16 protein-coding genes and 1 pseudogene are annotated in these 23,831 nt (G+C 72.1%); 9 read left to right on the forward strand and 8 right to left on the reverse strand.

Features of this window, described 5'->3' with window-relative positions:
- Positions 1-128: 128 nt before the first annotated feature.
- The 7 genes from EKH77_RS31535 to EKH77_RS31565 all read left to right on the forward strand — a co-directional run bounded on the left by EKH77_RS31535 (position 129) and on the right by EKH77_RS31565 (position 10,319).
- A complete protein-coding gene (locus EKH77_RS31535; protein WP_126917586.1) occupies positions 129-2,540 on the forward strand; it encodes a sensor histidine kinase in 2,412 nt (803 codons plus the stop codon).
- Positions 2,537-2,956 (forward strand): roadblock/LC7 domain-containing protein, encoded by a 420-nt coding sequence (locus EKH77_RS31540; protein ID WP_240667646.1) that lies wholly within the window; start codon positions 2,537-2,539, stop codon positions 2,954-2,956. The genes EKH77_RS31535 and EKH77_RS31540 overlap by 4 nt, the downstream gene beginning before the upstream one ends.
- Positions 2,956-3,324 carry a DUF742 domain-containing protein gene (locus EKH77_RS31545; RefSeq protein WP_126917587.1) on the forward strand — a complete coding sequence of 123 codons (369 nt, stop codon included), beginning with the start codon at positions 2,956-2,958 and terminating at the stop codon, positions 3,322-3,324. Before EKH77_RS31540 ends, EKH77_RS31545 begins: the two co-directional genes overlap by 1 nt.
- Complete coding sequence (locus tag EKH77_RS31550) at positions 3,311-3,916, forward strand: GTP-binding protein (RefSeq protein ID WP_126917588.1); 606 nt, start codon at positions 3,311-3,313, stop codon at positions 3,914-3,916. The genes EKH77_RS31545 and EKH77_RS31550 overlap by 14 nt, the downstream gene beginning before the upstream one ends.
- 259 nt (positions 3,917-4,175) lie before the next feature.
- Positions 4,176-8,099, forward strand: coding sequence for a type I polyketide synthase (locus EKH77_RS31555; RefSeq protein ID WP_126917589.1), 3,924 nt, complete (start codon positions 4,176-4,178; stop codon positions 8,097-8,099).
- Between the two features lie 34 nt (positions 8,100-8,133).
- Positions 8,134-9,561, forward strand: a complete 1,428-nt coding sequence (locus EKH77_RS31560; RefSeq protein WP_126917590.1) for a coproporphyrinogen-III oxidase family protein — start codon at positions 8,134-8,136, stop codon at positions 9,559-9,561.
- Positions 9,558-10,319 (forward strand): SDR family oxidoreductase, encoded by a 762-nt coding sequence (locus tag EKH77_RS31565; protein WP_126917591.1) that lies wholly within the window; start codon positions 9,558-9,560, stop codon positions 10,317-10,319. The genes EKH77_RS31560 and EKH77_RS31565 overlap by 4 nt, the downstream gene beginning before the upstream one ends.
- A 26-nt stretch (positions 10,320-10,345) precedes the next feature.
- On the opposite strand, the gene EKH77_RS31570 is transcribed toward EKH77_RS31565, so the two are convergent.
- Complete coding sequence (locus tag EKH77_RS31570) at positions 10,346-11,236, reverse strand: acyl-CoA thioesterase (RefSeq protein WP_126917592.1); 891 nt, start codon at positions 11,234-11,236, stop codon at positions 10,346-10,348.
- 159 nt (positions 11,237-11,395) lie between these two features.
- Here EKH77_RS31570 and EKH77_RS31575 point away from each other — a divergent pair, with 159 nt between their 5' ends.
- Positions 11,396-13,570 (forward strand): MMPL family transporter, encoded by a 2,175-nt coding sequence (locus EKH77_RS31575; protein WP_126917593.1) that lies wholly within the window; start codon positions 11,396-11,398, stop codon positions 13,568-13,570.
- Here EKH77_RS31575 and EKH77_RS31580 read toward each other — a convergent pair.
- The 3 genes and pseudogenes from EKH77_RS31580 to EKH77_RS31590 form a co-directional block, all read right to left on the reverse strand.
- Positions 13,550-17,176: pseudogene (locus EKH77_RS31580) on the reverse strand (hydantoinase B/oxoprolinase family protein); the annotation flags it as partial. The gene EKH77_RS31575 and the pseudogene EKH77_RS31580 overlap by 21 nt on opposite strands.
- Positions 17,173-17,814: a hypothetical protein gene (locus EKH77_RS31585; protein ID WP_126917594.1), complete on the reverse strand. Its 642-nt coding sequence runs from the start codon at positions 17,812-17,814 to the stop codon at positions 17,173-17,175. The gene EKH77_RS31585 and the pseudogene EKH77_RS31580, both read right to left, overlap by 4 nt.
- Positions 17,811-18,701 carry a universal stress protein gene (locus EKH77_RS31590; RefSeq protein ID WP_126917595.1) on the reverse strand — a complete coding sequence of 297 codons (891 nt, stop codon included), beginning with the start codon at positions 18,699-18,701 and terminating at the stop codon, positions 17,811-17,813. Before EKH77_RS31590 ends, EKH77_RS31585 begins: the two co-directional genes overlap by 4 nt.
- Positions 18,702-18,976: 275 nt before the next feature.
- Between EKH77_RS31590 and ftsH the strand changes: the two genes are divergently transcribed.
- Positions 18,977-20,770, forward strand: coding sequence for an ATP-dependent zinc metalloprotease FtsH (gene ftsH, locus EKH77_RS31595; RefSeq protein ID WP_126917596.1), 1,794 nt, complete (start codon positions 18,977-18,979; stop codon positions 20,768-20,770).
- A 44-nt stretch (positions 20,771-20,814) separates the two neighbouring features.
- Here the strand turns inward: ftsH and EKH77_RS31600 are convergent, their stop codons facing one another.
- The 4 genes from EKH77_RS31600 to EKH77_RS33260 form a co-directional block, all read right to left on the reverse strand.
- Positions 20,815-21,462 carry a pyridoxamine 5'-phosphate oxidase family protein gene (locus EKH77_RS31600; protein WP_126917597.1) on the reverse strand — a complete coding sequence of 216 codons (648 nt, stop codon included), beginning with the start codon at positions 21,460-21,462 and terminating at the stop codon, positions 20,815-20,817.
- Positions 21,463-21,577: 115 nt separating this feature from the next.
- On the reverse strand, positions 21,578-22,447 hold the full coding sequence (locus EKH77_RS31605) for a universal stress protein (RefSeq protein ID WP_126918418.1): 870 nt from the start codon (positions 22,445-22,447) through the stop codon (positions 21,578-21,580).
- Between the two features lie 5 nt (positions 22,448-22,452).
- Positions 22,453-23,445, reverse strand: a complete 993-nt coding sequence (locus EKH77_RS31610) for an ATP-grasp domain-containing protein (RefSeq protein WP_126917598.1) — start codon at positions 23,443-23,445, stop codon at positions 22,453-22,455.
- Between the two features lie 12 nt (positions 23,446-23,457).
- The gene (locus tag EKH77_RS33260; RefSeq protein ID WP_164737671.1) at positions 23,458-23,766 is read right to left on the reverse strand and encodes a hypothetical protein; all 309 of its coding nucleotides are present in this window, start codon (positions 23,764-23,766) and stop codon (positions 23,458-23,460) included.
- Between the last annotated feature and the right edge of the window lie 65 nt (positions 23,767-23,831).

Genomic DNA, 23,831 nt, shown 5'->3' on the forward strand with positions numbered 1-23,831 from the left:
CGTCGGCCTGTCGCCCGGTCAAACGGATTACGGCCGGGCCCGCGGCAGACCTCGGCCGAGGTCCCCGGAAGTGGCTGGTTATGATCGGCACCCACTCCGAATTGACCGGCCGTGTTTGACGAGGACTGATGACCCCCACAGGATCCGAGGACCCGGGCGAGCCGGTACCGAGAAGCCGCCGCCGACGGCCCGTGCGCCTGCGTACCCTGCTCGTCTGGCTCGCGGTGGTGCCCACCGTGGCGATGGGCGTCCAGGTCGTCATCAGCTCCGACCGGTCGGTGCAGGAGTCCCGGCACCTGCGCAAGGACGTGGTGGCCGGCCGGCAGACCGGCGTACCCCTGTACCGGCTCATGACCACTCTGCAGGCCGAGCGCGCGGTCACCGCCGCGTGGTGGTCGGGCATGCCCGTCTCCGGGGCCGATCTGCGCGGGCGCCGGGACGACACCGACCGGGCCGTGGCCGTGTTCCTGAAGTCCTCGGACCCCGACCAGCTCCACACCGACCGGGCGAAGGACCGCCTCCGCGACGTCACGCGGCGACTGGCCGACCTGGGAGCCCAGCGCGAACGCGCCGACGCGCGCCACGGCAGCCCGGACGACGCCGTCGACTTCTACACCGACGTCATCAGCGGAACGATTCGCTGCTACGGAGATTTCAGCCACGTCGACGACGGCGGGCTCACCCAGGAGACGACATCGCTCGTGGGCCTGTTCTCGGCGGCGGAGGTGGTGGCCCGCGAGGACGCCATCCTCGCGCTGGCGGGCCCCTCCGGAAAGCTGACGTCCGCCAGGTTCGGCGAATTCGTCGAAGCCGTCGGCGCGAGCGACTACTTGTACGACACGATCGCCCAGGATCTGCCCCTCGACGACCAGGACGCCCTCCAGCGGATCCTCACCTCGAACGCCTGGCAGATCAAGTCCCGCATCGAGAAGGCGGTCGTCTCCGACCACCGGGACGTCTCCTCCGGCGTCGTGCTGCCGCCGGACGTCGGCGACTGGCGGGCCGCCTACAGCACCTTCTCCGCCCAGTTGTCCACCCTCGACGAGAGCGAGCTGCAGGAGCTGCTCGCCCACGCCGACGACCGGGCGGCGCAGCTGGAGGACCAGGTCGTCCTTCTGGTGGCCGCCGGCGGCGCCGCCCTCCTGCTGGTCGTCGCCGTCGTGGTCTTCACCACGCGTTCGGTCCTGCGCCGCCTGCGCTCTCTCCACGACCGCACGGTGACGGTCGCCGAGAAGACCCTGCCGGACATCGTGGACCGCCTCCAGCGTGGGGAGGACGTCGGCACCGACGCGCTGCCGCGCCCGAGGGGCGAACAGGACGAGGTCGGACGGGTCAGCGACGCCTTCGCCCGCGTCGTCGCCGTGTCCGTCGAGGGCCACCGGAAGCTCGCCGACGAGCGGCACGGCTTCAGCGTGTTCGCCTCCGGCATCGCCGCGCGGACCGGGAACCTGGTCAGCCGGCAGCTCGCCCTCACTGAGCACATCCAGGACGCCTACGGCCAGGACGAGGCGCTCCTCGCCGACCTCATGAGGTCCGATCAGCTCACGGTGGGCATGCGGCGGCAGATCGAGAACCTGCTCATCCTGGCCGGAGGCGAGATCCCCGACCCCCACATGGAGCCCATGCGCGTCGCCGACCTGCTCCGGGAGGCGGCCGCCGAGGTCGAGGACTTCCGGCGCATCGACCGGCACGCCATGGACGAGACCAGTGTCGAGGCCGAGGTGATCAGCCAGCTCAGCCACCTCCTGGCGGAGCTGCTGGACAACGCCACCCGCTTCTCCCCGCCGACGGCCAGGGTCGCCATCCGGGCCGAACTGGTCGGCGACGGCCTCTGCGTCGAGATCGAGGACCGCGGCCCGCGCGTGACCGCCGAGAGGTACGAGGAGATGAACGGCCGGCTGCACTCGGCCCCGCCGTACTCCGTGCTGGCCCGCAACGCGCACCGGCTCGGCCTCTTCGTGGTCGGCCACCTCGCCGACCAGCTCGGTGCGACGGTCACGCTGCGCCGGTCGGCGTTCGGCGGAACGTCCGCCGTGGTGATCGTCCCGGGTGAGCACCTCGTGCCGACCCGGGAGGGCGCCCTGGTCCCCGGGCCGGTCGAGGTGTCCGGCCCCGTCGAGGTGCCCGAGCCGGCTGGGGAGCGCGCGCCCGCGCCACGACCCGCCGACGAGCGGCGGCCGAGGCTCGTCGCGCCGCGAGGGACCGATGACCCGGATCCGGCGGACGGGCCCGCGCCCGGCACCCCGGGACTGCCGCGTCGCGTACGCAAGGAGCAGGTGCGGCCGGCCGGGAACACGGCGCCGGAGGCCCCGGCCCGCTCCGGCGCCGAGGGCGCCACCGGCTCCGGGGACGTCCCCGGCCGGCCGGCCCTCCCCGAGCGCGTCCCGCAGACCCACCTGGCCCGGCGGCTCCGCGAGCCGCGTACGGCCGAACCGGCGGGCCAGGACGCCGCCACGCCCGAAGAGGTGGCCGACGCCTGGGCGGACTACGAAGACAGCACCAGGCAAGTGGAACTCGAGCTCCGACAGGACCAGCCATGACGACGACGCACATGACGACGACACAGAACGATGCGATCTACAGCATCCTCGACAACAACCTGAGCAGGATCGCGGGGATACAGGGAGCCGTGCTCCTCTCCAACGACGGGCTCAAGCTCAGCGCCTACATGCTGGAGCGGGACCAGGCCGAACGGGTGGCCGCGGCGGCCTCCGGCATCGCGTCCACCATGAAGGCCATCTCGCGGGAGATCGACGGCGGGGGAGTGATCCGCCAGCTCGTCGAGATGGACGACCGCTACCTGTGCATCGTCGGCTGCGGATCGGGCAGCACGCTGATCGTGGTGGCCTCCCGCAAGGCGCGGCTCGGGGAACTGGGCGGCGAGACGGTCCGCGCCGCGCAGGCGCTCGGCGAGTGGCTGGGTACCCCCGAGCGCGCACAGACGCCCACGGCCTGATGGCGGCCGACCCCCGGCCCGGACGGCGCCGCCGGACGCGGCTGTACGCCCTCACCGACGGGCGTACGGCCGCGTCCCGCCACGGCCTGACGATGGACACCGTGATCACGGCGGCCGCCGACGCCGGCCACGGTCACGGCAGCCTGCCCACGGAGTGGCAGGAGATCCTCACCATGTGCCCGTCGCCGAACGGGCGGGCGGTCGCCGAGATCGCCGCCCGGATGCGGATGCGGCTGACCCCCATGGTGGTCCTGCTCGGCGAGCTGCTGGAGCGCGGCCTGATCCGCCACCGGCCACCGCTGGACGCCTCCGAGACCTCCAACGTTCACCTGCTCATGAAAATCAGGGACAACCTTGCTCGGCTTTGACACCGACGACGACACCACCGCCGCTCCGGAAGCGTCCCCCGTCAAGATCCTCGTGGCCGGGGGCTTCGGGGTCGGCAAGACGACCCTGGTCGAAGCCATATCCGAGATCGATCCGCTGCGCACCGAGGAACGGCTGACGTCCGCGGGCGTCGGGGTCGACGACCTCGACGGCATCGAGAACAAGACGGCGACCACGGTCGCCATGGACTTCGGCCGCATCACCCTCACCGACGCCGGAGTGGCCCTGTACCTCTTCGGCACACCGGGCCAGGAACGCTTCTGGTTCATGTGGGACGACCTGCTGCGCGGGGCGCTCGGGGCGATCGTCCTGGTCGACACCCGGAGGCTGGACCGCGGCTTCCCCGCCATCGACTTCTTCGAGAACCGCGGACTGCCGTTCGTCGTCGGCGCGAACTGCTTCGACGGCGAGCAGCCGTATACAGCAGAGGAGATCAAGGCGGCCCTGCACCTGACGGATCCCGACACCCCCGTCCTCCTGCTCGACGCCCGCTCCCGGGAGGACGTCCGAGGCTGCCTGCTCTCGCTGCTGGAACGACTCATCACCCAGGCGCGCGTCCCCGCGCCCGTCTGATCGCGCTCCTCCGAGGCCGACGGCGAGGTGTCATCGTGGCCCTGTTGCCTGTTGACCCCTCGTCGGCCCGCCCCCTAGCCTTGCTCGGGTGTGTCGAAACCGAATTCGGCCAACATCTGTGCCCGGCGCGGCAGTTCGACCGCGTTCGAGACCCCGGCACTGAACGCGCGCGATGATCCACTCCCGGTGACTGTCCCAGGCCGTGGCCCGCGGCGGCCTCTCGCGACAGCGCCGCCCCCACCGCCGAAGGAGAATCGGCATGGACGCTGAGCCCATCGCATTAGTAGGGATCGGATGCACGCTGCCCGGGAACGTCCACGGGCTGGAGGACATCCACACCGTTCTGCGTGAAGGACGGGACTGCATCGAGGAGATCCCGCCCAGCCGGTGGGATGTCGACGAGCTCTACGACTCCGACCCCCTGACCCCGGGGAAGACGTACGTCCGCCACGGCGGGTTCGTCGACGACCCCGACCGGTTCGACGCGGCGTTCTTCGGGATCTCGGACGCCGAGGCGGTCCGGATGGACCCGCAGCAGCGGCTGCTCCTGCAGACCGTGTGGCACGCCCTGGAGCACGCCGGGCAGAACCCCGAGGACATCCGGGGAAGCGACACCGGCGTCTTCGTGGCGATGATGAACAGCAACAACTACGGAGTGCTCAAGCACGACATCGGCGGCCTCGCCGGTGTCACGGCCTATGACTCGATGGCCGACGAGATCAGCATCAGCGCCGGCCGTATCGCCCACTTCCTCGACCTGAAGGGGCCGTGCCTCACGGTCGACACCGCCTGCTCCGGGTCGCTGACCGCCCTCCACCTGGCCCGGCAGTCCATTCTCACCGGCGAGTGCGACTCCGCCATCGTCGCCGGCATCAATCTGATCCTCACGCCCGAAGTGCACATCTCCTTCTGCAAGCTGGGCCTGTTCTCCCGCAGCGGTGAGTGCCGGGCGTTCGACGCGAAGGCGGACGGCTACGTCCGCAGCGAGGGCTGTGTGGCCGCGCTGGTGCGCCGCCAGTCGCTCGCCGAGGAGCGCGGCGACCCCATCCTGGCCAGCGTCGTCGGCACGGCGATCAACCACGACGGACGCACCCCCGCGCTGACCGCGCCCAACGGCCGGACCCAGGAGCAGGTGATCCGCAACGTCCTCTCCCGCACCGGCGTCGACCCCGCCCAGGTCGACTACGTCGAGGCGCACGGCACCGGGACGCCCGTCGGCGACCCCATCGAGATGAACGCCATCGCCGGCGCCTACGGCCACGCCCACACCCCGGACCGGCCCCTCTACGTCGGCTCGGTGAAGACCAACTTCGGGCACACCGAGGCCGCCGCGGGACTTCTCGGCGTCGTCAAGGCCGCCCTCTCCCTCCACCACGAGACCATCTACCCCAGCATTCACCTCGACCGGCTCAACCCCAAGATCGCCCTGAACGGCGCCGCGGTGGAGATCCCCGGGGAGCCCGTGCCCTGGCCCCGGGGGAGCGCCCCACGCCTGGCCGCCGTCAACTCCTTCGGCTACAGCGGCACCAACGCCCACGCGATCCTGCGCGAGGCGCCGCGCCCCACGCCGCGTACCGAGGAGACCGGGCCGCGCCCCGCCGAGCTGCTGGTCCTGTCGGCCAAGTCCCCCGAGAGCCTGGACGGCCTCGCGGAGCGCTGGGCCGAGCACCTCTCCCGCAGTGACCACAGCGCCCTGCCGGCAGCCGTGTTCACCGCCGCCGCCGGGCGCGCCACGCTCCGCCACCGCCTCGCGGTCACCGGACGGGGCCCCGTCGGCATCGCCAACGACCTCCGGCTGTGGCGCACCCGCCGGACGCCCCCGTCGGTCACCAGCGGCCATCCCGCCAAGCCCGCCAAGACGGCCTTCGTCTTCACCGGCCAGGGCGTGCAGTACCCCGGCATGGCCCGCGAACTGTACGCGCACGAACCGGAGTTCGCCGCCGCGATCGACCGCTGCGCCGAAGTGCTCGACGAGGAACTGCCCGTGCCGCTGCTGCGGCTCCTCTTCGAGGACCAGGCCCCGGAGGCCCTCGACGACACCCGCCTGGCCCAGCCGGCGCTCTTCGCCGTCGAGTACGCGCTCGCCACCCTGCTGCGCTCCTGGGGAGTCGTCCCGGACGCGGTCGTCGGGCACAGCATCGGTGAGATCGTCGCCGCGTGCGTCGCCGGCATGCTCCCGCTCGAGGACGCGGCCCGCTTCAGCGCGCTGCGCGGACGCCTCATGGGCGAACTGCCGCGCGACGGCCTGATGCTGGCCGTCGCCGCCGACCCGGAGACCGTCCGGGGCTGGCTGTCGGGACGGGAGGACGACGTCTCCGTCGCCGCGGTCAACGGCCCGCGCGCCGTGGTCGTCTCCGGCGGCGCGGAGGCCGTGGACGAGGTGGCGCGTCTCGCCGGGGCCCAGGGCGTCCGGACGACCCGGCTGCGCACCTCGCACGCCTTCCACTCGCCGCTGATGGACCCGGTCCTGCCCGAGCTGGGGAAGGCCGCCGCCGCCCTCCGCACGGCCGCCCCCACCGTGCCGGTGATCTCCAATGTGACGGGAGAGGCGCTGACCGGGGCCGAGGGACCCGAGTACTGGGGCCAGCAGGTCCGGCGTCCGGTCCGGTTCCACGACGCCATGCGCGCGGTGGCCGCGCTGGGCTGCACCGCGGTCGTCGAGATCGGCCCGCACCCCGCCCTGGCGGCGTACATCCCGGAGGCGTTCGGCACCACCGACGTGACGGTGATCCCGACCCTGCGGCGGGACGGGCGGGACGTGCGCAACGTTCTCGCCGCCGCGGGCTCCCTGTTCACGGCGGGCGCCACCGTCGACCTGCCCGCGCTGTACCGCGGCCCGGGCCACCGCCGTACCTCGTCCGCCCCGCAGTACCCCTTCCGCAAGGACCGGTACTGGGTGACGCCCGCGCCGGACGCCGGCCGCGACGAGCCGAGGGCCCCGGAACGGAACCGTCGGACACCGGCATCGGCACCGGCCCCCGCCGAGCCGCGGCCCGCCACCCGGACCGTCCACCGGCACGAGGTACGACCGGGCACACCGTGGGCGGACCACCGCATCCTCGGCTCGACCGTCTTCCCCGCCACCGGCTACCTGGAGCTGGCCGTCGACGCCTACGCCGACGGCCACGGCTCCGCGCCCGTCGAGCTGACCGGCGTCGACTTCGTCCGGCCGCTCCTCCTGGCCCCGGCCCGGCCCACCGGCGTCCAGGTGGAACTGGAGGACGACGGGCCCGCCACCGGCGGCCGTTTCCGGTTCACCGTGGCCGGATCCGACGGCGACGGCCCGCCCCGGTACTGCCGGGGGAACGTCGGCCCGGCTCCCGGGCGGGCCCGGCCGGGAACGCCCCCGGAAGAGCTGCGCGCGGCCATGCCCACGACGCTCGCGCCCGGCCGGCTCTACGGGCTGCTGCGCGAGGACGGCATGGAGTACGGCGCGAGCTTCTCCACCGTCCGCGAGGTGTGGCTCGACGAAGCGGGCGGCCAGGCGCTCGGCCGGATCACCGCCACGCCCGACGGGACGTCCCGCGTCGGTCACGAGCACAGCTTCGCCACCATGCTCGACGGCTGCCTCCACCTGACCGCCGCCGCGGCCCGCGACGGCGCGCCCCGGGGCACCTACATCCCGGTCGGCATCGGCCGGATGGTGTTGCGCGGGCCCCTGCCCGAGCGGATCTGGGGCCACGTCCGCCTGCGCCCCAACGACACCGGGACGGCCTTCACGGCCCACCTGAGCGTCCTCGACGACACCGGGAACGTCCTCGCGGACCTGGAGGACGTGGAGTTCCGGCGGATCGCCTCGCTCACCGACACCTCGGCGGTCCCGGCCGCGCCGGCCGACCGCTCCCAGGACGGCGACTCGCGGCGGGAACTGCGGGAGCGCGTGGAGTCCCTGCCCGCCGAGGAGCGCCGGCAGGCGGTCATCGGCTGGCTCACCGACGAGATCACCGACACCCTCGGGCGGATGTCGGTCGAGCTGGAGATCGACATCGACAGTCTCGACCCCTCCCTGGCCCTGCTGGAGGTCGGCCTGGACTCCCTGAGCATCACCGAACTCCAGCGGCGGATCCAGGAGAAGCTCGACTTCCGCTTCAAGGCGATGGAGGCACTGGAGTACCAGAGCATCGAGGAACTGGCGGACTACCTCCTCCACCAGGTGATCCTCGCGGACCCCACGGGCTCCTGACCCAGATCCCACTCAGAGGGGAAGTGTCAGCGACGTGTTATCCCCCGACTACGTCAACAACTACATCGACACCCACTTGGGCGAACGACAGGTCAACAAGATCCAGCACAGCTTCCCGTCGCCGCGGTTCTGGAACGAGACGGACGTGCCGCTCGACGAGATCGGCGAGGACCGCCGCCGGCTGCGCGAAGCGGCCGGCACGGCACCGGTGTTCCTGTACATCGGCGTCCCGTACTGCATCAAGACCGACCCCGGAAAGTGCGGGTACTGCCTGTTCCCCGTGGAGGAGTTCCAGGGCAACGCCGCGCTCGAGAACTACTACGGCTACGTGGAACGCGAAGCCGAGATGTACCGGGAGCAGATGGAGGGAAGCCTCCTCGTCGGCGCGTACTTCGGCGGGGGTACCTCGAACCTCTACAAGGCCCCCGTCTACCACCGCATCATGGACACGGTGCGCCGCCTCTTCCCCGAGATCTCGAAGGAGGCGGACCTCACCCTGGAGGGCATCCCGCAGCTCTTCACCCGGGAGAAGATGCAGGCCATCCGCGACTCCGGGATGAACCGCGTCAGCATGGGCGTCCAGCAGATCAATGAACGCCTCAACAGCTTCAGCGGACGCAAGCAGACCACCAAACACGTCATCCAGAGCCTGGAGTGGGCCCGCGAACTCGGCCTGTCCGCCAACGTCGACCTCATCTTCGGCTGGCCCCAGCAGACCGTCGACACCCTGCTGGAGGACCTGGAGACCCTGGTCTCCTGGGACGTGTACGACATCACCCACTACGAGCTGAACGTCGGCGGCCCGACCGACTTCGCGCTCAACCGCTACCACGAGCTGCCCAGCACCCTGGCCAACCTGGAGCTGTACCGTGCGGGACGGGACTTCCTCCTCGACCACGGCTACGAGCAGCTCTCGACGTACAACTTCCGCCGCCCCGGCGACCCCACCGCCCGGGACTTCCGCGAGGGATACACCACCCGCTTCGACCACGTGGACTCCCTCGGCCTCGGCTACGCGGCGATCACCTTCTTCGGCAACCCCATGCTCGAGCCCGGCCGGTCCTGGTCGTTCATCAACCAGCGCAGCCTCGCCCAGTACAAGGCGGCGGTCGACAACGGCCGGTTCCCCGTCGAACGGGGCTTCCGGCACAGCCCCGAGGACTGGCTGCTCATGGTGCTCTTCCGCAGCCTCATCAGCACCGAGATCGACCGGGTCCAGTACCGCGCCGCCTTCTCTCTCGACATCTACGAGAAGTTCGCCACCATCTGGGACGCCCTGGCCGAGCGGGGCTACGCCGAGATCACACCCGAACGCATCAAGCTGGTCGGCGACGGCGCGTTCTACGCCCCCATGATCTCCGCCCTGATCGCCGAGGAACGCTACCGGGAGCTGCGCGAGGAGGCCGCGCGGCGCAAGAAGGAGTCCCGTCCGACCCTGCCGCTGGTCCGGAGCGACCAGTGACGGACGACCTTCCCCTGGCGGACAGGGGGCTCGTCGTCACCGGCGGTTCGCGCGGCATCGGAGCCGCGGTGGTGAGGCTGGCGCTGGCGCAGGGCGCCGACGTCGTCTTCGGCTACCACAGCGACGAGAAACGGGCCCAGGCCCTGGCCGACGAGCTGAGCGCCGCCCACCCGGGGCGGCGCTGCGTCCCGCTCCGGGCCGACGTCTCCGACACCGTGGAGGCCCGGCGCTTCGCCACCGAGGCCCTGGGCCACCTGGAGCGCTTCGACGTCCTGGTCAACAACGCCGGAGTCACCCGCGACACACTGTTCGCCCGCATGGCCCCGGAGCAGTGGCACGAGGTCATCGGCACCAACCTCGACAGCATGTACACCGTCACCAAGCCGCTGCTCATGCCGCTCGTGAAGCAGCGCGGCGGCGCCATCATCAACATCGCCTCGACCTCCGGGCTGCACGGCATCCCCGGCCAGACGGCCTACTCGGCCGCCAAGGCCGGGATCATCGGCTTCACCAAGGCGCTGGCCAAGGAGATCGGCGCCCGGGGCGTGACCGTCAACGCGGTCGCCCCCGGGCTCATCGAGACCGACATGACCGCCGAGATGCCGCAGGACAAGGCCGAGTTCCTCAAATCGCTGATCCCCGGCCACGCCTTCGGCACTCCCGAGGACGTCGCCCACCTGGTGTGCTTCCTCGCGTCCGACCGGGCGCGCTACATCACCGGACAGGCCATCGAGATCTCCGGGGGGCTGGTGGTCTAGATATGCAGGACCGGAGGCGCGGCCCCTCAACCGGTCGCGCCCCGCTCGGCGGCCACCCGCAGCAGGCCCTCCTGGGCGAGGGTGGCCACCAGGGTCCCGTCACGGGTGAACACACTGCCCAGCACCAGCCCCCGCCCACCGGAGGCCACAGGCGTCCGGTGGGCGCACAACAGCCAGTCGTCCGCGCGGAAAGGGCGATGGATCCACACCGTGTAGTCGACGCTCCGGGCACTGGCGTGGAACCACGAGACGCCGTGCCGCACCACGACCGTCTCCAGCATGGTGACGTCGCAGACGTACACCAGCAGGCAGGCGTGGAGCAGCCGTTCGTGACCGGCGCCCGCCACGTCCGGCAGCTCGCCCCTGGCCCGCACCCACACCAGGGTGCTGGGGGAGACCAGCGCCGGGTCCTTTTCCGCGTCGAAGCTCAACGGCCCCACGAAGCGCAGGTCGTACGGCATCCCCAGGGGCTGCATCACCTCGCCGAACGCCGTCGTCAGCCGCTCCTCGTAGGTCGGCAGCTCCTCCGGGCCGGGGACGGACGGCATCGGGTCCTGGTGGTCGAGGCCCGGCTCCGGGCGGTGGAAGGAGGCGGTCATGGCGAACACCTCCCGGCCGCGCTGGTCCGCCCGGACCCGGCGGAGCGCGAACGCGGTGCTGTCCTTCACCCGCTCCACCCGGTGGCCGAACGGCACGGCCGGCACGGCGGGCCGGACGAAGGAACAGTGCACGGAGTGCACGGGCAGCCCCTCGGCGACCGTGCGCCCGGCTGCGGCCAGCGCCTGCGCGGCCAGATGCCCCCCGTACACCGGGGAGGACAGCTCCAGGGGAGGCCGCCCGAGGAAGAGCTCCCCGTCGCCCGGACCGGCCGCCGGGTCGAGAGCGAACAGCTCCCGCAGTGCGTGTCGCTGATCCATGGGCCCCACTTCGCCTCGGGTCACCGCGTAAGGGCCAAGTATCACCACCACCGCCCCGGGCCATCAACCGGACCGCCCTGAAACAAGGCGGAGTTGTAGTGGTGACAGGAATCGGCTCCGTACGGTACTCCGGAACCTCACCGGCCAGGGAGGCCCCTCATGTCCGACCGCCTCAGCGCCTCGCTGTACCGGCGGCGCGCCGCCGTGCTGTGGGTGAGCGCCGTCGCCCTCGTCCTGGCCGGCATCGGCGGGCTGGGCGTCGAGAACCGGCTGGTCCACGGCGGGTTCTCCGACCCCGGCGCGCAATCCTCCCACGCCGCGCGCCTGGTGGCCGAGCACTTCCCCACCGCCGGCGACGACCTCGTGCTGCTCCTGCGCGGCGCCGACCCGGTCGACACACCGACGACGACCACCCTCGGCACGGAACTGACCCGCCGCGCCGAACGGTCCCCGGGCGTGCGGGCCGCCACCTCCTACTGGACGGCGGGCCGGGCCCCTTCGTTACGTTCCCGGGACAGCACTATCGGGCTCGTCACCCTCTCCCTGAGCGGGGACGAGGACGACCGGGCGCGGACCGCCGAGCGGCTGGTCCCGGACATCCGGCGGCACGCCGGGGGCCTGACGGTGATGGCGGCCGGACCCGCGCAGGTGCAGTCGGAGGTCGGTGAGCAGACCGCGCACGATCTCCTGCTGGCCGAGGCGGTCGCCATGCCGATCACCCTCGTCCTCCTCCTGCTGGTCTTCGGCAGCGCGGTGGCCGCCACCCTGCCCCTGGTCATCGCGCTGTTGTCGGTCCTGGCGACCCGGACTGTCCTCAACGCCTTGGCGGGCACCGTGTCCATATCCGTGTACTCGATGAACTCCACCACCGCCCTCGGCCTCGGACTCGCCATCGACTACAGCCTGTTCATCCTCGCCCGCTTCCGGGAGGAGCTGCGCACCGGCGCCACCGTGCGCGAGGCCCTGGTCCCCACCGTACGCAGGGCCGGGCGGACGGTCGCGTTCTCCGCGCTCACGGTGGCCCTGTCCCTCGTCGCCCTCCTGGTCTTCCCCCAGTTCTTCCTCAGGTCCTTCGCGTACGGCGGGATCGTGGTGGTCCTCACCGCGGCGGCGGGCGCGGCCTTCGTCCTGCCCGCGCTGCTGGCCGTCCTCGGCCACCGGGTCGACCGCTACGACGTATTCGCCCGGCTCCGCTCGCCCGAGCGGCGCGCGGCCGCCCCGGAGAACGGCCGCTGGTACCGGTTCGCCACGGCGGTGATGCGCCGCCCGGCACTCTACGGCGGGGGAGTGATCGTCCTGCTGCTGCTCCTCGCGTCCCCGTTCACCCGGGTCTCCTCCGGCCTCTTCGACGACCGCTCACTGCCCGCCGACTCCCAGGTGCACCGCGCCACGCAGTTGCTGCGCGACCGGTTCGACGCCGGCGCGCTGGGCACCGTCCCGGTGGTGGTCCGGGGCGCGGGCCGCGACCTGGACGCCTACGCCCGCACGCTGTCCTCGGTCCACGACGTCCGGCAGGTGACCGCGGCCACCGGCTCCTACGCCGCCGGACGCAAGGTCCAGGACCCCGGCCCGGCCACTCTGATGGATGGCGACACCGCGCTGCTCTCCGTGGTCTCCGCCGTCGAACAGGACTCGTCCTCCGGCACCGCGCTCGTCCGCGCGCTGCGGAAGGCCGACCCGCCGGACGGGGCCACGGTGTGGGTGGGCGGACGGGCCGCCGAGGTCGAGGACAGCACCGCCGCCATCGCCCGTGCCACCCCGGCCGCGATCGGCATCGTGGTGGGCTCCTCCCTGGTGCTGCTGTTCCTGTTCACCGGGAGCGTGCTGATGCCGGTGAAGGCGCTGGTACTCAACACCCTCAGCCTCAGCGCCACCTTCGGGGCCATGGTCTTCGTCTTCCAGGAAGGCCACCTGGCGTCGCTGGTGGGCAGCCCGCTGCACACCGGCACACTCGACGCGACCATCCCGATCCTGACCTTCTGCGTGGCCTTCGGGCTCTCCATGGACTACGAGGTGTTCCTCCTCTCCCGGATCCGCGAACGCTACCTGCGCACCGGCGACAACACCGAGTCGGTGGCCTTCGGCCTCCAGCACACCGGCCGGATCATCACGGCCGCCGCCGTGCTGGTCGCCGTGGTCCTGTTCGTCTTCGCCATCTCCGGCGTGACGCTGCTGAAACTGCTGGGCGTCGGCCTCGCGCTGGCGGTGGTCCTGGACGCGACCCTGGTGCGCGCCGTGCTGGTCCCCTCGTTCATGCGCCTGGCGGGCCGGGCCAACTGGTGGGCACCCGGGCCGCTGCGCCGTCTCCACGACCGGGTCGGGCTGCGCGAGTGACGGGGGCCCGTACCCGCCTCCGCCGGGGGTCTCCACCACGAGCACGTCGCCGGGCCGTACGTCGACCGAGTCGCAGCCGGCCATCGGCGTGGTGCTCCCGTCGGCCCGCTCCACGCGGTTCGAGCCGAGGGCGCCCGGCCGGCCGCCCGCCATGCCGTAGGGCGGGATCCGGCGGTGGCCGGAGAGGGTGCTCACCGTCATGGGCTCGCGGAAGCGGAGCCGGCGGACGACCCCGTCGCCGCCACGCCGGCGGCCGTCGCCCCCGCTGCCGGTGCGGACCGCGAACTCCTCCAGCAGGACGGGGAGGCGCCACTCGAGCACCTCCGGGTCGGTGAGGCGCGAGTTCGTCATATGGGTCTGGACCGCGGAGGTGCCGTCGAAGTCCGGGCCGGCGCCCGATCCGGACGCGACGGTCTCGTAGTACTGGTGGCGGTCGTTGCCGAAGGTGACGTTGTTCATGGTGCCGCTCCCCTCCGCCTGGGCCCCGAGGGCGGCGTAGAGGGCGCCGACGAGGGCCTGGGAGGTCTCGACGTTGCCGGCGACGATGGCGGCCGGGTAGGAGGGGGCGAGCATCGAACCCGGTGGGACGACGATGCGCAAGGGGCGCAGACAGCCGTCGTTGAGGGGGATGTCCTCGGCGATGAGGGTGCGGAAGACGTACAGCACCGCCGCGTTCACCACGGCCGTGGGCGCGTTGAAGTTGGACTCCAGTTGCGGGGAGGTGCCCGTGAAGTCGATCGTGGCCGACCGCTGCCGGCGGTCGACCGTGACGCGCACGGCGATGACCGCGCCGGAGTCCGTCTCGTAGCGGCAGTGACCGTCGGAGAGGCCGGTGACGGCCTGCCGGACGGCCTCCTCGGCGTTGTCCTGGACGTGACGCATATACGCCCGCACCACGTCCAGGCCGAAGTGGTCGATCATCTTGCCGACCTCCTCGACGCCCTTGCGATTGGCGGCGATCTGGGCGCGCAGGTCGGCCAGATTGGTCGCCGGATCGCGGGAGGGGAACGGCGCCGACGTGAGGAGTTCCAGGGTCTCGTCCTCCCGGAGCCGTCCGTTCTCGACGAGGAGCCAGTTGTCGAAGAGGACGCCTTCCTCGTGGATCTCGTGGCTGTTCGCCGGCATGGACCCCGGGGTGAGCCCGCCGATCTCCGCGTGGTGGCCACGGGATGCGACGAAGAAGAGGAGCGCCGGGTCGTGCCCGTCCGGCCGTTCGTCGAAGACCGGGGTGACCACGGTGACGTCGGGAAGGTGGGTGCCGCCGTGGTACGGGTCGTTGACGGCGTAGGACTCGCCGGGCCGCATGGTCCCGGAGCGGCGGTGGACGACCTCCCTGACGGCGGTGCCCATGGAGCCGAGGTGTACGGGGATGTGCGGGGCGTTGGCGACGAGACCGCCTCCGGGGTCGAACAGCGCGCAGGAGAAGTCGAGCCGCTCCTTGATGTTGACCGATTGCGCGGTCGACGCCAGGCGCGCCCCCATCTGCTCGGCGATGGACACGAAGAGACTGTTGAAGATCTCGAGCATGACCGGGTCCGCCCTGGTCGCCACGTCGGCTTCCAGGGGCGCGGCGGCCCGCTGGACGAGCAGGTGCCCGCCCTCTGTCACCTCGGCCCGCCAGCCCGGTTCCACGACGGTCGTCGCGTCGGCCTCGGTGATGACGGCCGGGCCGGTCACCGTGGTGCCGGGAGCCAGGCGTTCACGTTCCCGGAGCGGTACGTCGCGCCACGCGCCGTCCGTGTGAAGCCGGACGGTGCCGGAGCCGCCGCCTCGCGCGAAGGGCGTGCCGAGGGGGGTGAGGTCGGGCTGCGGGGTGAGGCCGGTGGCCTCGACGGAGAGCGCCTCGACGACGACGGGACGGTCCAGCAGGAACGAGTACAGCGACCGGTGGCTCGACTCGAACTCCTCCAGCATGGCGTTCCGTTCGCCCATATCCACGGTGACGGCGGTGTCCGTACCGTCGTAGCGCAGTCGCGCGCGCCGGGTCACCCGGACCCGGTCCGCCGGGACGTCCTCGTCGTGGAGCACGGCACGGGTGGCGGCCTCCAACTCGTCGGCGGTGGTGCGGATCCGGCCCATGCTCGCCTCTTCGAGGGGCAGCTCCACCGACCGCTCCCGCAGGGTGGTGGTGTCGGCCAGGCCGATGCCCAGCGCGGAGAGCACCCCGGCCATGGGCGGTACGAGGACGGTGCGGATGCCCAGCGAGTCGGCGACCGCGCAGGCGTGCTGGCCGCCGGCGCCGCCGAACGTGGTCAGCGCGTACGCGGTGACGTCACGGCCCTGCTGGACGGAGATGCGCTTGACGGCGGCCGCCATGCCGGCCACCGCCACCCGCAGGAAGCCCTCGGCGACCTGCTCCGGGGTGCGCCGGTCACCGGTGCTCTCGTGGATCTCCTCGGCGAGCTCGGCGAAGCGGCGGCGGACGACGTCCCGGTCCAGCGGCTGGTCGCCGTTCGGTCCGAACACGTGCGGGAAGTGGGCGGGCTGGACGCGGCCGAGCATCACATTGGCGTCCGTGACGGTCAGGGGACCCCCGGCGCGGTAGCAGGCGGGGCCGGGGTGTGCCCCGGCCGAGCCGGGGCCGACCCGGTAACGACCGCCGTCGAAGCGCAGTACGGAGCCCCCTCCGGCCGCGACGGTGTGGATGTCCAGCATCGGCGCCTGCAGCCGGACCCCCGCGACCTGGGAGGTGACCACCCGCTCGTAGGCGCCGGCGAAGTGCGACACGTCGGTGGAGGTGCCGCCCATGTCGAAACCGATGACCTTCTCGAAGCCGGCCAGTTCCGACATCCGGGCCATGCCGACGATGCCGCCCGCCGGCCCGGACAGGATGGCGTCCTTGCCGCGGAAATGGCCGGCCTCGGCCAGGCCGCCGTTGGACTGCATGAACATCAGACGCACGCCGGGCAGCCGGTCCGCCACCCGCTCCACGTAGCGGCGCAGGACGGGGGACAGGTAGGCGTCGACGACGGCCGTGTCGCCGCGCGGCACCAGTTTCATCAGGCGGCTGACCTCGCTCGACAGCGAGATCTGCGGAAAGCCGATCGACTCGGCCAGCTCCCCGATCGCCTCCTCGTGCCCGGGGTGGAGATGGCTGTGCACGCACACGACGGCGACGGCACGGATGCCGTCGTCGAAGGCGCGGCGCAGGTCGGCGGCGAGGGCGCGCAGGTCGGGCGGGCACAGGACCTCCCCCTCGGCCGTCACGCGCTCGGACACCTCGACGACCCGCTCGTACAGGGCCTCCGGGAGGACGATCTCGCGGTCGAAGAGGTGGGGGCGGTTCTGGTAGCCGATGCGCAGCGCGTCCCGGAACCCCCGGGTGATCACGAGCGCCGTCCGTTCGCCCTCGCGCTCCAGGAGGGCGTTGGTCGCCACCGTCGTGCCCATGCGCACCGCTTCGACGGTGCCCACGGGAATGTCCTGGCCGTCGCGCAGGCCGAGCAGTCCGCGGATTCCCTCGACGGCCGCGTCGTCGTAGCGCGCCGGATCCTCCGAGAGGAGTTTGCGGGTCAGCAGACGCCCGTCCGGGGCCTGGGCGACGATGTCCGTGAACGTCCCGCCACGGTCGACCCAGAACTGCCAGCCACGCCGCGATGCGCTCATGACGCCGGGGCCGTCTCCCGGAAGAGGGCCATGTGCAGGGCCACGGAGGCGGCCCGTTGCGCGGACTCGACGTAGCACCGGCTGAGCACCGACACGTCCACGGCGTCGACGACGTCGAGCGACGCGCTTCCCGACAGCAGCACGCGGCACAGCCGGACGTGCTGAGCGCCGATATCCGCCAGTTGAGCGTCCGTGACCGGTGCGGCTGCGGGGGAGGCGACGGCGTCCTGTGCGCCGCCGACCAGCGCGAGGCAGTCCTCCCCGATGCCGCGCACGGCCTCCCGTACGGGGCCGGGAAGGGGTGGCTTCGTCTGGCGTGCCCATGCGATGTCACCCACCTGGCGGGCCAGCACGCCCATGCGCCCCACGTCCTCCCCGACGTACATGTCGGTGATGACGGTGCGGATGTCGCCGTTCTGGTCGGCGCCCGTGGCCAGGCCCGCCGAGGCGAGGTCCTCCGCTTCCTGCCAGAGTTCCCCGAGCGCCCTGTCCACGGCGGCCATCTTCTTCTCGCCCTTGGCGGTGGGCTGGAACAGCACGGTCGTGGCCTGGCTCAGCGCGGTGCGGGCCAGGCGGAGCAGACCGGCCACGCGCTCGAAGACGTCACCCGTGCCACCACCCGCGCCTTCCGCGCTCACTCCGGCTCCGGGGCGGGCGCGTGCGGGACGGTGATGACGGGACACCGCGCGTGGTGCAGCACGCCCTGGCTGACGGAGCCGAGGAGCATGCCGGTGAAGCCGCCGTGGCCCCGGGTGCCCACCACCAGCCCCAGGGCATGGGCGGACGCCTTGGTGAGCACCTCGACGGGGTGCCCGGCCAGGAGCTCGTGGCGCACCTCCACCCCGGGGTGCGCCGGGGTCAGGCCGGCCACGGTCTCGGACAGCAGGCGCCGGCACTCCTCCCGCGCGGCCTGCTCGTCCCGTACGTCGAAGTGCCCCGGCCACCACGCGTACACGGCCCGGAGCACGGCGCCGTGCAGGGCGGCCTCCTCAAGGGCGAAGTCGACGGCCGCGGCGGAGTGGGGGCTGCCGTCCACCCCGACGACGAAGTACGGCTCGTGCGTGATGTGCTCCGGCTCGGGTACGACCACCACCGGGCAGGACGCGTGAGCCATCAGGGGCAGCGCGACCGAGGCGGAGCCGAGGACCTCCTTCACCCGGCTCAGCCGCTGGGATCCCACCACCACGGCGGTGGCGTCCCGCGCCTGCTCCCGCAGCACCCACACCGGGTCCCCCTCGGCCAGCAGCCCCGACACCTCCACCTTCGGCTGCCGGGCCTCGCCGAACGCCGCCGCCTCCTGGAGCACGTGCTCCCCGGCCGAGTGAAGCGCCTCGTTCCACTCCTCCCAGGACGGCCGGACCTCGCGCCTGCGGTAGCCGCGGGTGGGCGTTCCCTCCGCGTGGACCAGGCGCAGCGGCACCCCGCGCCGGGCCGCCTCGTCGGCGGCCCAGGCCAGCGCCATCCGCCTGGCGGGATCGGGGTCGACGCCGACGACGACCGGTCGGCGGTCCGTGGACGCGACCATGGCCACCTCCCAGCCGATCGTGCTTTCCGGGACCATCACCCATACTGGTGCAGTGGCGTGGCCCCTGCATGCCGGGTGGAAGAGGCCAGGTCAGAGGCCGTCCGCCGGGTAAGGGAACCTCTCGTGCGGGAGGAGCAGGCGTGATCACTCGAGTACGGCTGCCGCACCGGCACCTGGCCCCTCCGGCGCGGCCCCGACCGCCGGGGGAGCCGGCGAAGCCGCGCCCTCGGCCCCCGACGCCTCCCACGCCTCCCGCCTCTCCGTGGCGGCGCTGGATGCTGCCCCTGGTCCTGCTGAACCTCTTCCTGGTGGTCCTGCTGGCCCGGGGGCTCTCCGCCCCTACCGCCGCGCAGCTCTCGTACAGCGACTTCGTCGGCAAGGTGGACGCCGGCCAGGTGAAGACGGTGGACATCGGCGACAAGGGAACCGTCGACGGCACCCTCACCAACGGAAAGAAGTTCACCACGCAACTTCCCACGGCCCTGGGCACCGGCGGCCTCGAACAGCGCCTCCAGGACCGCCACGTGACCATCTCCGCCACGCGCGGCGGCGGCAGCGTCTGGACGTCCGTGCTCGTGGGCGTGCTGCCCTTCATCGTCCTGATGGGCATCCTCCTGTGGAGCATCCGCAGGACGGCGGGATCCCTCAGCGGCGGCATCAGCGCCATCGGCCGCTCACGAGCGAAGATCATCGAGGCCGAGCGGCCCACCACCCGCTTCGACGACGTCGCCGGGTACGACGGCGTGAAACAGGAGATCGGCGAGGTCGTCGACTTCCTGCGCAACCCCGGGCGCTACGCCGCCGCCGGGGCCAAGGGGCCGCGCGGCGTCATCATGGTCGGGCCCCCGGGCAGCGGCAAGACGCTGTTCGCCCGCGCCGTGGCGGGCGAGGCGGACGTGCCGTTCCTGTCGGTGACCGGCTCCGCCTTCGTCGAGATGTTCGTGGGAGTCGGCGCCTCGCGCGTCCGCGACCTCTTCGACGAGGCCCGCAAACGAGCGCCGTCGATCATCTTCATCGACGAGATCGACGCCGTCGGCGGCCGCCGCGGCGGCGGCACCCGGCTCGGCGGCAACGACGAACGGGAACAGACCCTCAACCAGCTGCTCGCCGAGATGGACGGCTTCGACCAGAGCAGCGGCATCGTCGTCCTGGCCGCCACCAACCGCCCCGACGCCCTCGACCCCGCCCTGCTGCGCCCCGGCCGCTTCGACCGGCAGGTGACCGTCCCCCTGCCCAACCAGAACGAACGCGCCGCCATCCTCGCGGTGCACGCACGCGGCAAGACGCTCGCCCAGGACGTCGACCTGGACGCCGTCGCCCGCGCCACCCCCGGATTCTCCGGAGCGGACCTCGCCAACCTCGTCAACGAGGCGGCCATCAACGCCGTACGCGCGGACCGCGCCGTCATCACGGCCCACGACGTCGACACCGCGCGGGACCGGGTACTGCTGGGCCGCCGCGAGACGTCCAACGCCCTCCTCCCCGAGGAACGGCACTCGGTGGCGGTCCACGAATCCGGGCACGCCCTCGTCGCCGCTCTGTGCGAACACGCCGACCCGGTCGCCAAGGTGACCATCCTGCCCGCCGGAGTGACCCTCGGCGTCACCGAACAGCTCCCCGAGGCCGAGCGGCACCTCTACAGCGAGAGCTACCTCACCGACCTCCTGGCCGTCCGGCTCGGCGGCCGGGCAGCCGAACTCGTCGTCTTCGGCGAGGGCTCCACAGGCGCGGCGAACGACCTGGCGGGCGCCACCCAGATCGCCACCCGCATGGTCAGGGAGTTCGGCCTCTCCCCGGCCTTCGGCCCCGTCGGCTACGCCTCGGGGACGCCGCAGTTCCTCGGCGACACCCCACCGGAGGACCTGCTGCGCCGGCCCTACTCCGAACAGACGCAGCGGATCGTCGACGAGGAGGTGTCCCGGATGGTCCGGCGCTCCGAGGACCGGGCGCTGGCCCTGCTACGCGACCACCGGCCCGCCCTGGACCGGCTGGCCTCGCTGCTCGTCACCCATGAGACGGTCGACGGGGCCGTGGTACTGGACGTCCTCCGCGAGGAGGACGGTCGGTGAGGCGGCGACCGCCCCCTCCACGCACAACGCACAACCGTGGCGCTTCACCGGCTCTGGACGGTCCGCCCGGTGACCTGGCCGGGGCGGACGCGGATCCACAGGTCGCGCGTGCCACCGGCCCAGGGCCGCGCTCCGGGGCGGGTGGTGAGGGCTTCGACGACGTCCGGGTCGGTGATGTGTTCCGCCGTACCCGTGATGAGGACGCTCCAGCCACGGCTGACGTGCGCGTCGATGTGGTCGGCCTCGAACGCGAGCGGACCCCCGTCGTCCGCCGCCGTGGCGCCTCCCACCTCGGTCCGGTAGACGACGGTGCGGCCGTCGACCAGGAAGTTCACGGGCAGGACGACAGGAGTGGGCCCGACGGTCAGGCCGACCCTGCCGATGCCGTGGGTGCCGAGCCTCCGCCAGCAGTCGTCCTCGGAGAGGCGCGTCAGCAGATGGCTGGCACCGGCGGGCTGCTGCCCGGGCGCCGCCTCTCGTGGGCCCTCGGTGAGTTCGTCATAGGGCATCTCCAGAGCGGCGGCGAGGCGCATGAGGGCGGCGGGGTCGAAATCCCCGCTGAACGTCTCGAGCTGGCTCAGATAGGGGACGGACATACCGGCGAGGCGCGCCACTTCCTCACGGCTCAGCCCCAGCTGCTCGCGGCGCACCGCACACCGCGTGGCCACCGTGTCCTCACCCGGGTCGTGCATCGTCCCAGCCTCCACGTGGCCGCCTCGGCAGGCCGGCCGCCCTCCCAGGGGAACAGAACGTGACGGCTCGTGCCAGCGCTGCGCCGCCGAGCGGGCACGGCGCGCGCGGACGGCCTCACCGGTGCGGCACCACCGCGACGGGGCAGGCGGCCCGGTGCAGGGCCGTGTGGCTGACCCGCCCGAGCTGCAGGCCGGGCCGGCCCTGTTGCCTGGTGGCGCCGAGTACCAGCAGATCGGCGTCGGCGGCCGGGCCGAGCAGCATCCGGTGCGCGGGTCCTTCCAGCACGGTGCGGGTGACGGACACCCCCGGGTGCTCGGCCATGGCCTCCTCCAGCACCTCGGCCAGGACGGCGGTGGCCTGCTCCTCGTAGGCCCGGGCGGTGGCATCGAGCACGGTCAAGGGGTCCACCGACGGCGGGGGAGCACGCCAGGTCCGTACGGCCTCGAGCCCGCAGCCGCGCGCCTCGGCCTCGCACAGGGCGAACCGTACGGCGGCAGCGGCCTCGTCCGCCTCGCCCACGCCGACGACGACCCGGTCGCTCATGCCCTTGACGTTGCGCTCCTCGCCGCGCACGACGACGACCGGGCAGTGGGCACGGCCTGCCACCGCGAGGCTCACGGAGCCCAGTAGGAACGCCTTGACAGCGCCCCGCCCGGACGAACCGGTCACCAGAACCGCCGCACCGAGCGACTCCTGCACCAGTGCCGCCACGGCCTCGTCGGGCAAGGCCACGGCGTCCACCGGCAGTTCGGGGGAGAGCCGGCGGGCCCGCTCCTCGGAGGAGGCGATGATGTGCTGTTCCGCCAGCTCCTCCGCCTGCCGTTCCCCGGTGAACGAGGGCACCGACCCTTCGTAGCGCTCCCACAGTGACGCGTGGACCACGCGCAGGGGGAGCCGGAGGCGGGCCGCTTCCGCCACGGCCCAGTCCAGGGCGGCGAGAGAGCCGTCCGACCCGTCGACGCCCACGACCACGGGACGCTCCATCGTGCTCACCGCCTCCCGGAGTCGCGCAGGCGCGCGGCGGACAGCGCTTCCCGCTCGAAGTAGTCCGCGCACGGCGTGATCAGATCCAGGCCGCTCAATGCCTGCATGAAGAGAAACTGGCCTTGAGGATTGACCTCCAGCCAGATGGGCGTTCCATTGCTGTCCATCTTCATGTCGACCACTCCCATTCTCAGCCCAAGGCGCCTGAGTACCTCCACCAGACCGCCGGAAGTGGCGTCATCGACGTTCGCGGTCCGGAAGCTTCCGGGCAGGTTCCCTCTCCAGTCCAGATCGTGACTGTGGATCGTCACCGCGTGGACCTCGTTTCCCAGGACCAGTGCCCGAAGATGGTCCTGCCCCGGAACGCATTCCTGGTAGACGGCCGGGGCCAAGCGCATCGACGCTTCCTCCCCGAGGAGGGCATCGGTCACTTCGCGCGTGAACGTCGGCGCGCCGGTACAGCCCCGAACGCTTTTCACGACCACGTCGCCCTCGGCCGAGCGGCAGAACTCCCTGATGACTTTCGGGTCCTGGCTCACGAGAGTGCGTGGCACCGGCAGGCCGACCGCCCGCGCCGCGCGCAGCTGAACGAGTTTGTTCTCGGCCGTCGCGGTCGCGTGCGGGTCGCTGATCCATGTGCCCCGAAAGTCATTCCACAGCATTCCGGCCAGCGTCGTACGACAGTCGTTGTTGATGATCTCGACGTCCGCGCGATTCGTGATGTGCGGCGGGATCCTTTGAAAGTTGTTGCCGCGCCGCCACCAGATGACATCGAGGTCCCCGACGTCCACGGGCTCCCCGCCCTTGGCCGACACGAGGCTCTCGGTGTCGGACCAGCTCAACCCGCCGCGTTCGCAGAGGCTGTCCGTCTCGATCACGTCGCAGGCGATTCTTCCACGCGCCCTCAGCACATGCCGCATGAGCAGCGCGTGGAGATCCGCGGAATCCGTGAGGATCGCCAGACGGCCCGTCTTCACCTTCGGCTCCGGATCCTCCACATGCCGGATCCCTCACATGAGGGTGTAGTCCACCTTGGAGTCGTCCGCCTCGGGCGGGTTCCCGCTCACGGAGAAGGCGCAGGAGCCGCCGGAACCCTCCTGGATGTCTTCCCTGAGCTCCGCGTAGCGGATGACAGCCGCTTCCCATTCCCTGAGCTCCGGGGGCACCGTGGTCGCGGCGTCACCCTGCGGTGTGCCAAGGAATACGATCGGCCGTGACTTCCCGGTTTCTCGAGTCATGACGCGATTCCCGTCTTCCGCGATCGATCGGTCGGAAATGACGCGCGGCGGCCACGGTTGTCCGATACCGGTATCGCGCATCGATCGCACCAACTCCTCCCATGGGATCATCGCGTGTCGGGCGTGTCAAAGCGATCTCTTCCGGA

Origin of the sequence: Streptomyces luteoverticillatus (genome assembly GCF_003970715.1) — a bacterium.
Taxonomy (GTDB): domain Bacteria; phylum Actinomycetota; class Actinomycetes; order Streptomycetales; family Streptomycetaceae; genus Streptomyces; species Streptomyces abikoensis.

Excerpts from the sequence above, each read along its gene's own strand:
- EKH77_RS31535 (WP_126917586.1), top strand. The coding sequence starts at position 129 with ATGACCCCCACAGGATCCGAGGACCCGGGCGAGCCGGTACCGAGAAGC.
- EKH77_RS31540 (WP_240667646.1), top strand. The coding sequence starts at position 2,537 with ATGACGACGACGCACATGACGACGACACAGAACGATGCGATCTACAGC.
- EKH77_RS31545 (WP_126917587.1), top strand. The coding sequence starts at position 2,956 with ATGGCGGCCGACCCCCGGCCCGGACGGCGCCGCCGGACGCGGCTGTAC.
- EKH77_RS31555 (WP_126917589.1), top strand. The coding sequence starts at position 4,176 with ATGGACGCTGAGCCCATCGCATTAGTAGGGATCGGATGCACGCTGCCC.
- EKH77_RS31570 (WP_126917592.1), bottom strand. The coding sequence starts at position 11,236 with ATGGATCAGCGACACGCACTGCGGGAGCTGTTCGCTCTCGACCCGGCG.
- EKH77_RS31575 (WP_126917593.1), top strand. The coding sequence starts at position 11,396 with ATGTCCGACCGCCTCAGCGCCTCGCTGTACCGGCGGCGCGCCGCCGTG.
- EKH77_RS31590 (WP_126917595.1), bottom strand. The coding sequence starts at position 18,701 with ATGGTCGCGTCCACGGACCGCCGACCGGTCGTCGTCGGCGTCGACCCC.
- ftsH (WP_126917596.1), top strand. The coding sequence starts at position 18,977 with ATGCTGCCCCTGGTCCTGCTGAACCTCTTCCTGGTGGTCCTGCTGGCC.
- EKH77_RS31600 (WP_126917597.1), bottom strand. The coding sequence starts at position 21,462 with ATGCACGACCCGGGTGAGGACACGGTGGCCACGCGGTGTGCGGTGCGC.
- EKH77_RS31605 (WP_126918418.1), bottom strand. The coding sequence starts at position 22,447 with ATGGAGCGTCCCGTGGTCGTGGGCGTCGACGGGTCGGACGGCTCTCTC.
- EKH77_RS33260 (WP_164737671.1), bottom strand. The coding sequence starts at position 23,766 with ATGCGCGATACCGGTATCGGACAACCGTGGCCGCCGCGCGTCATTTCC.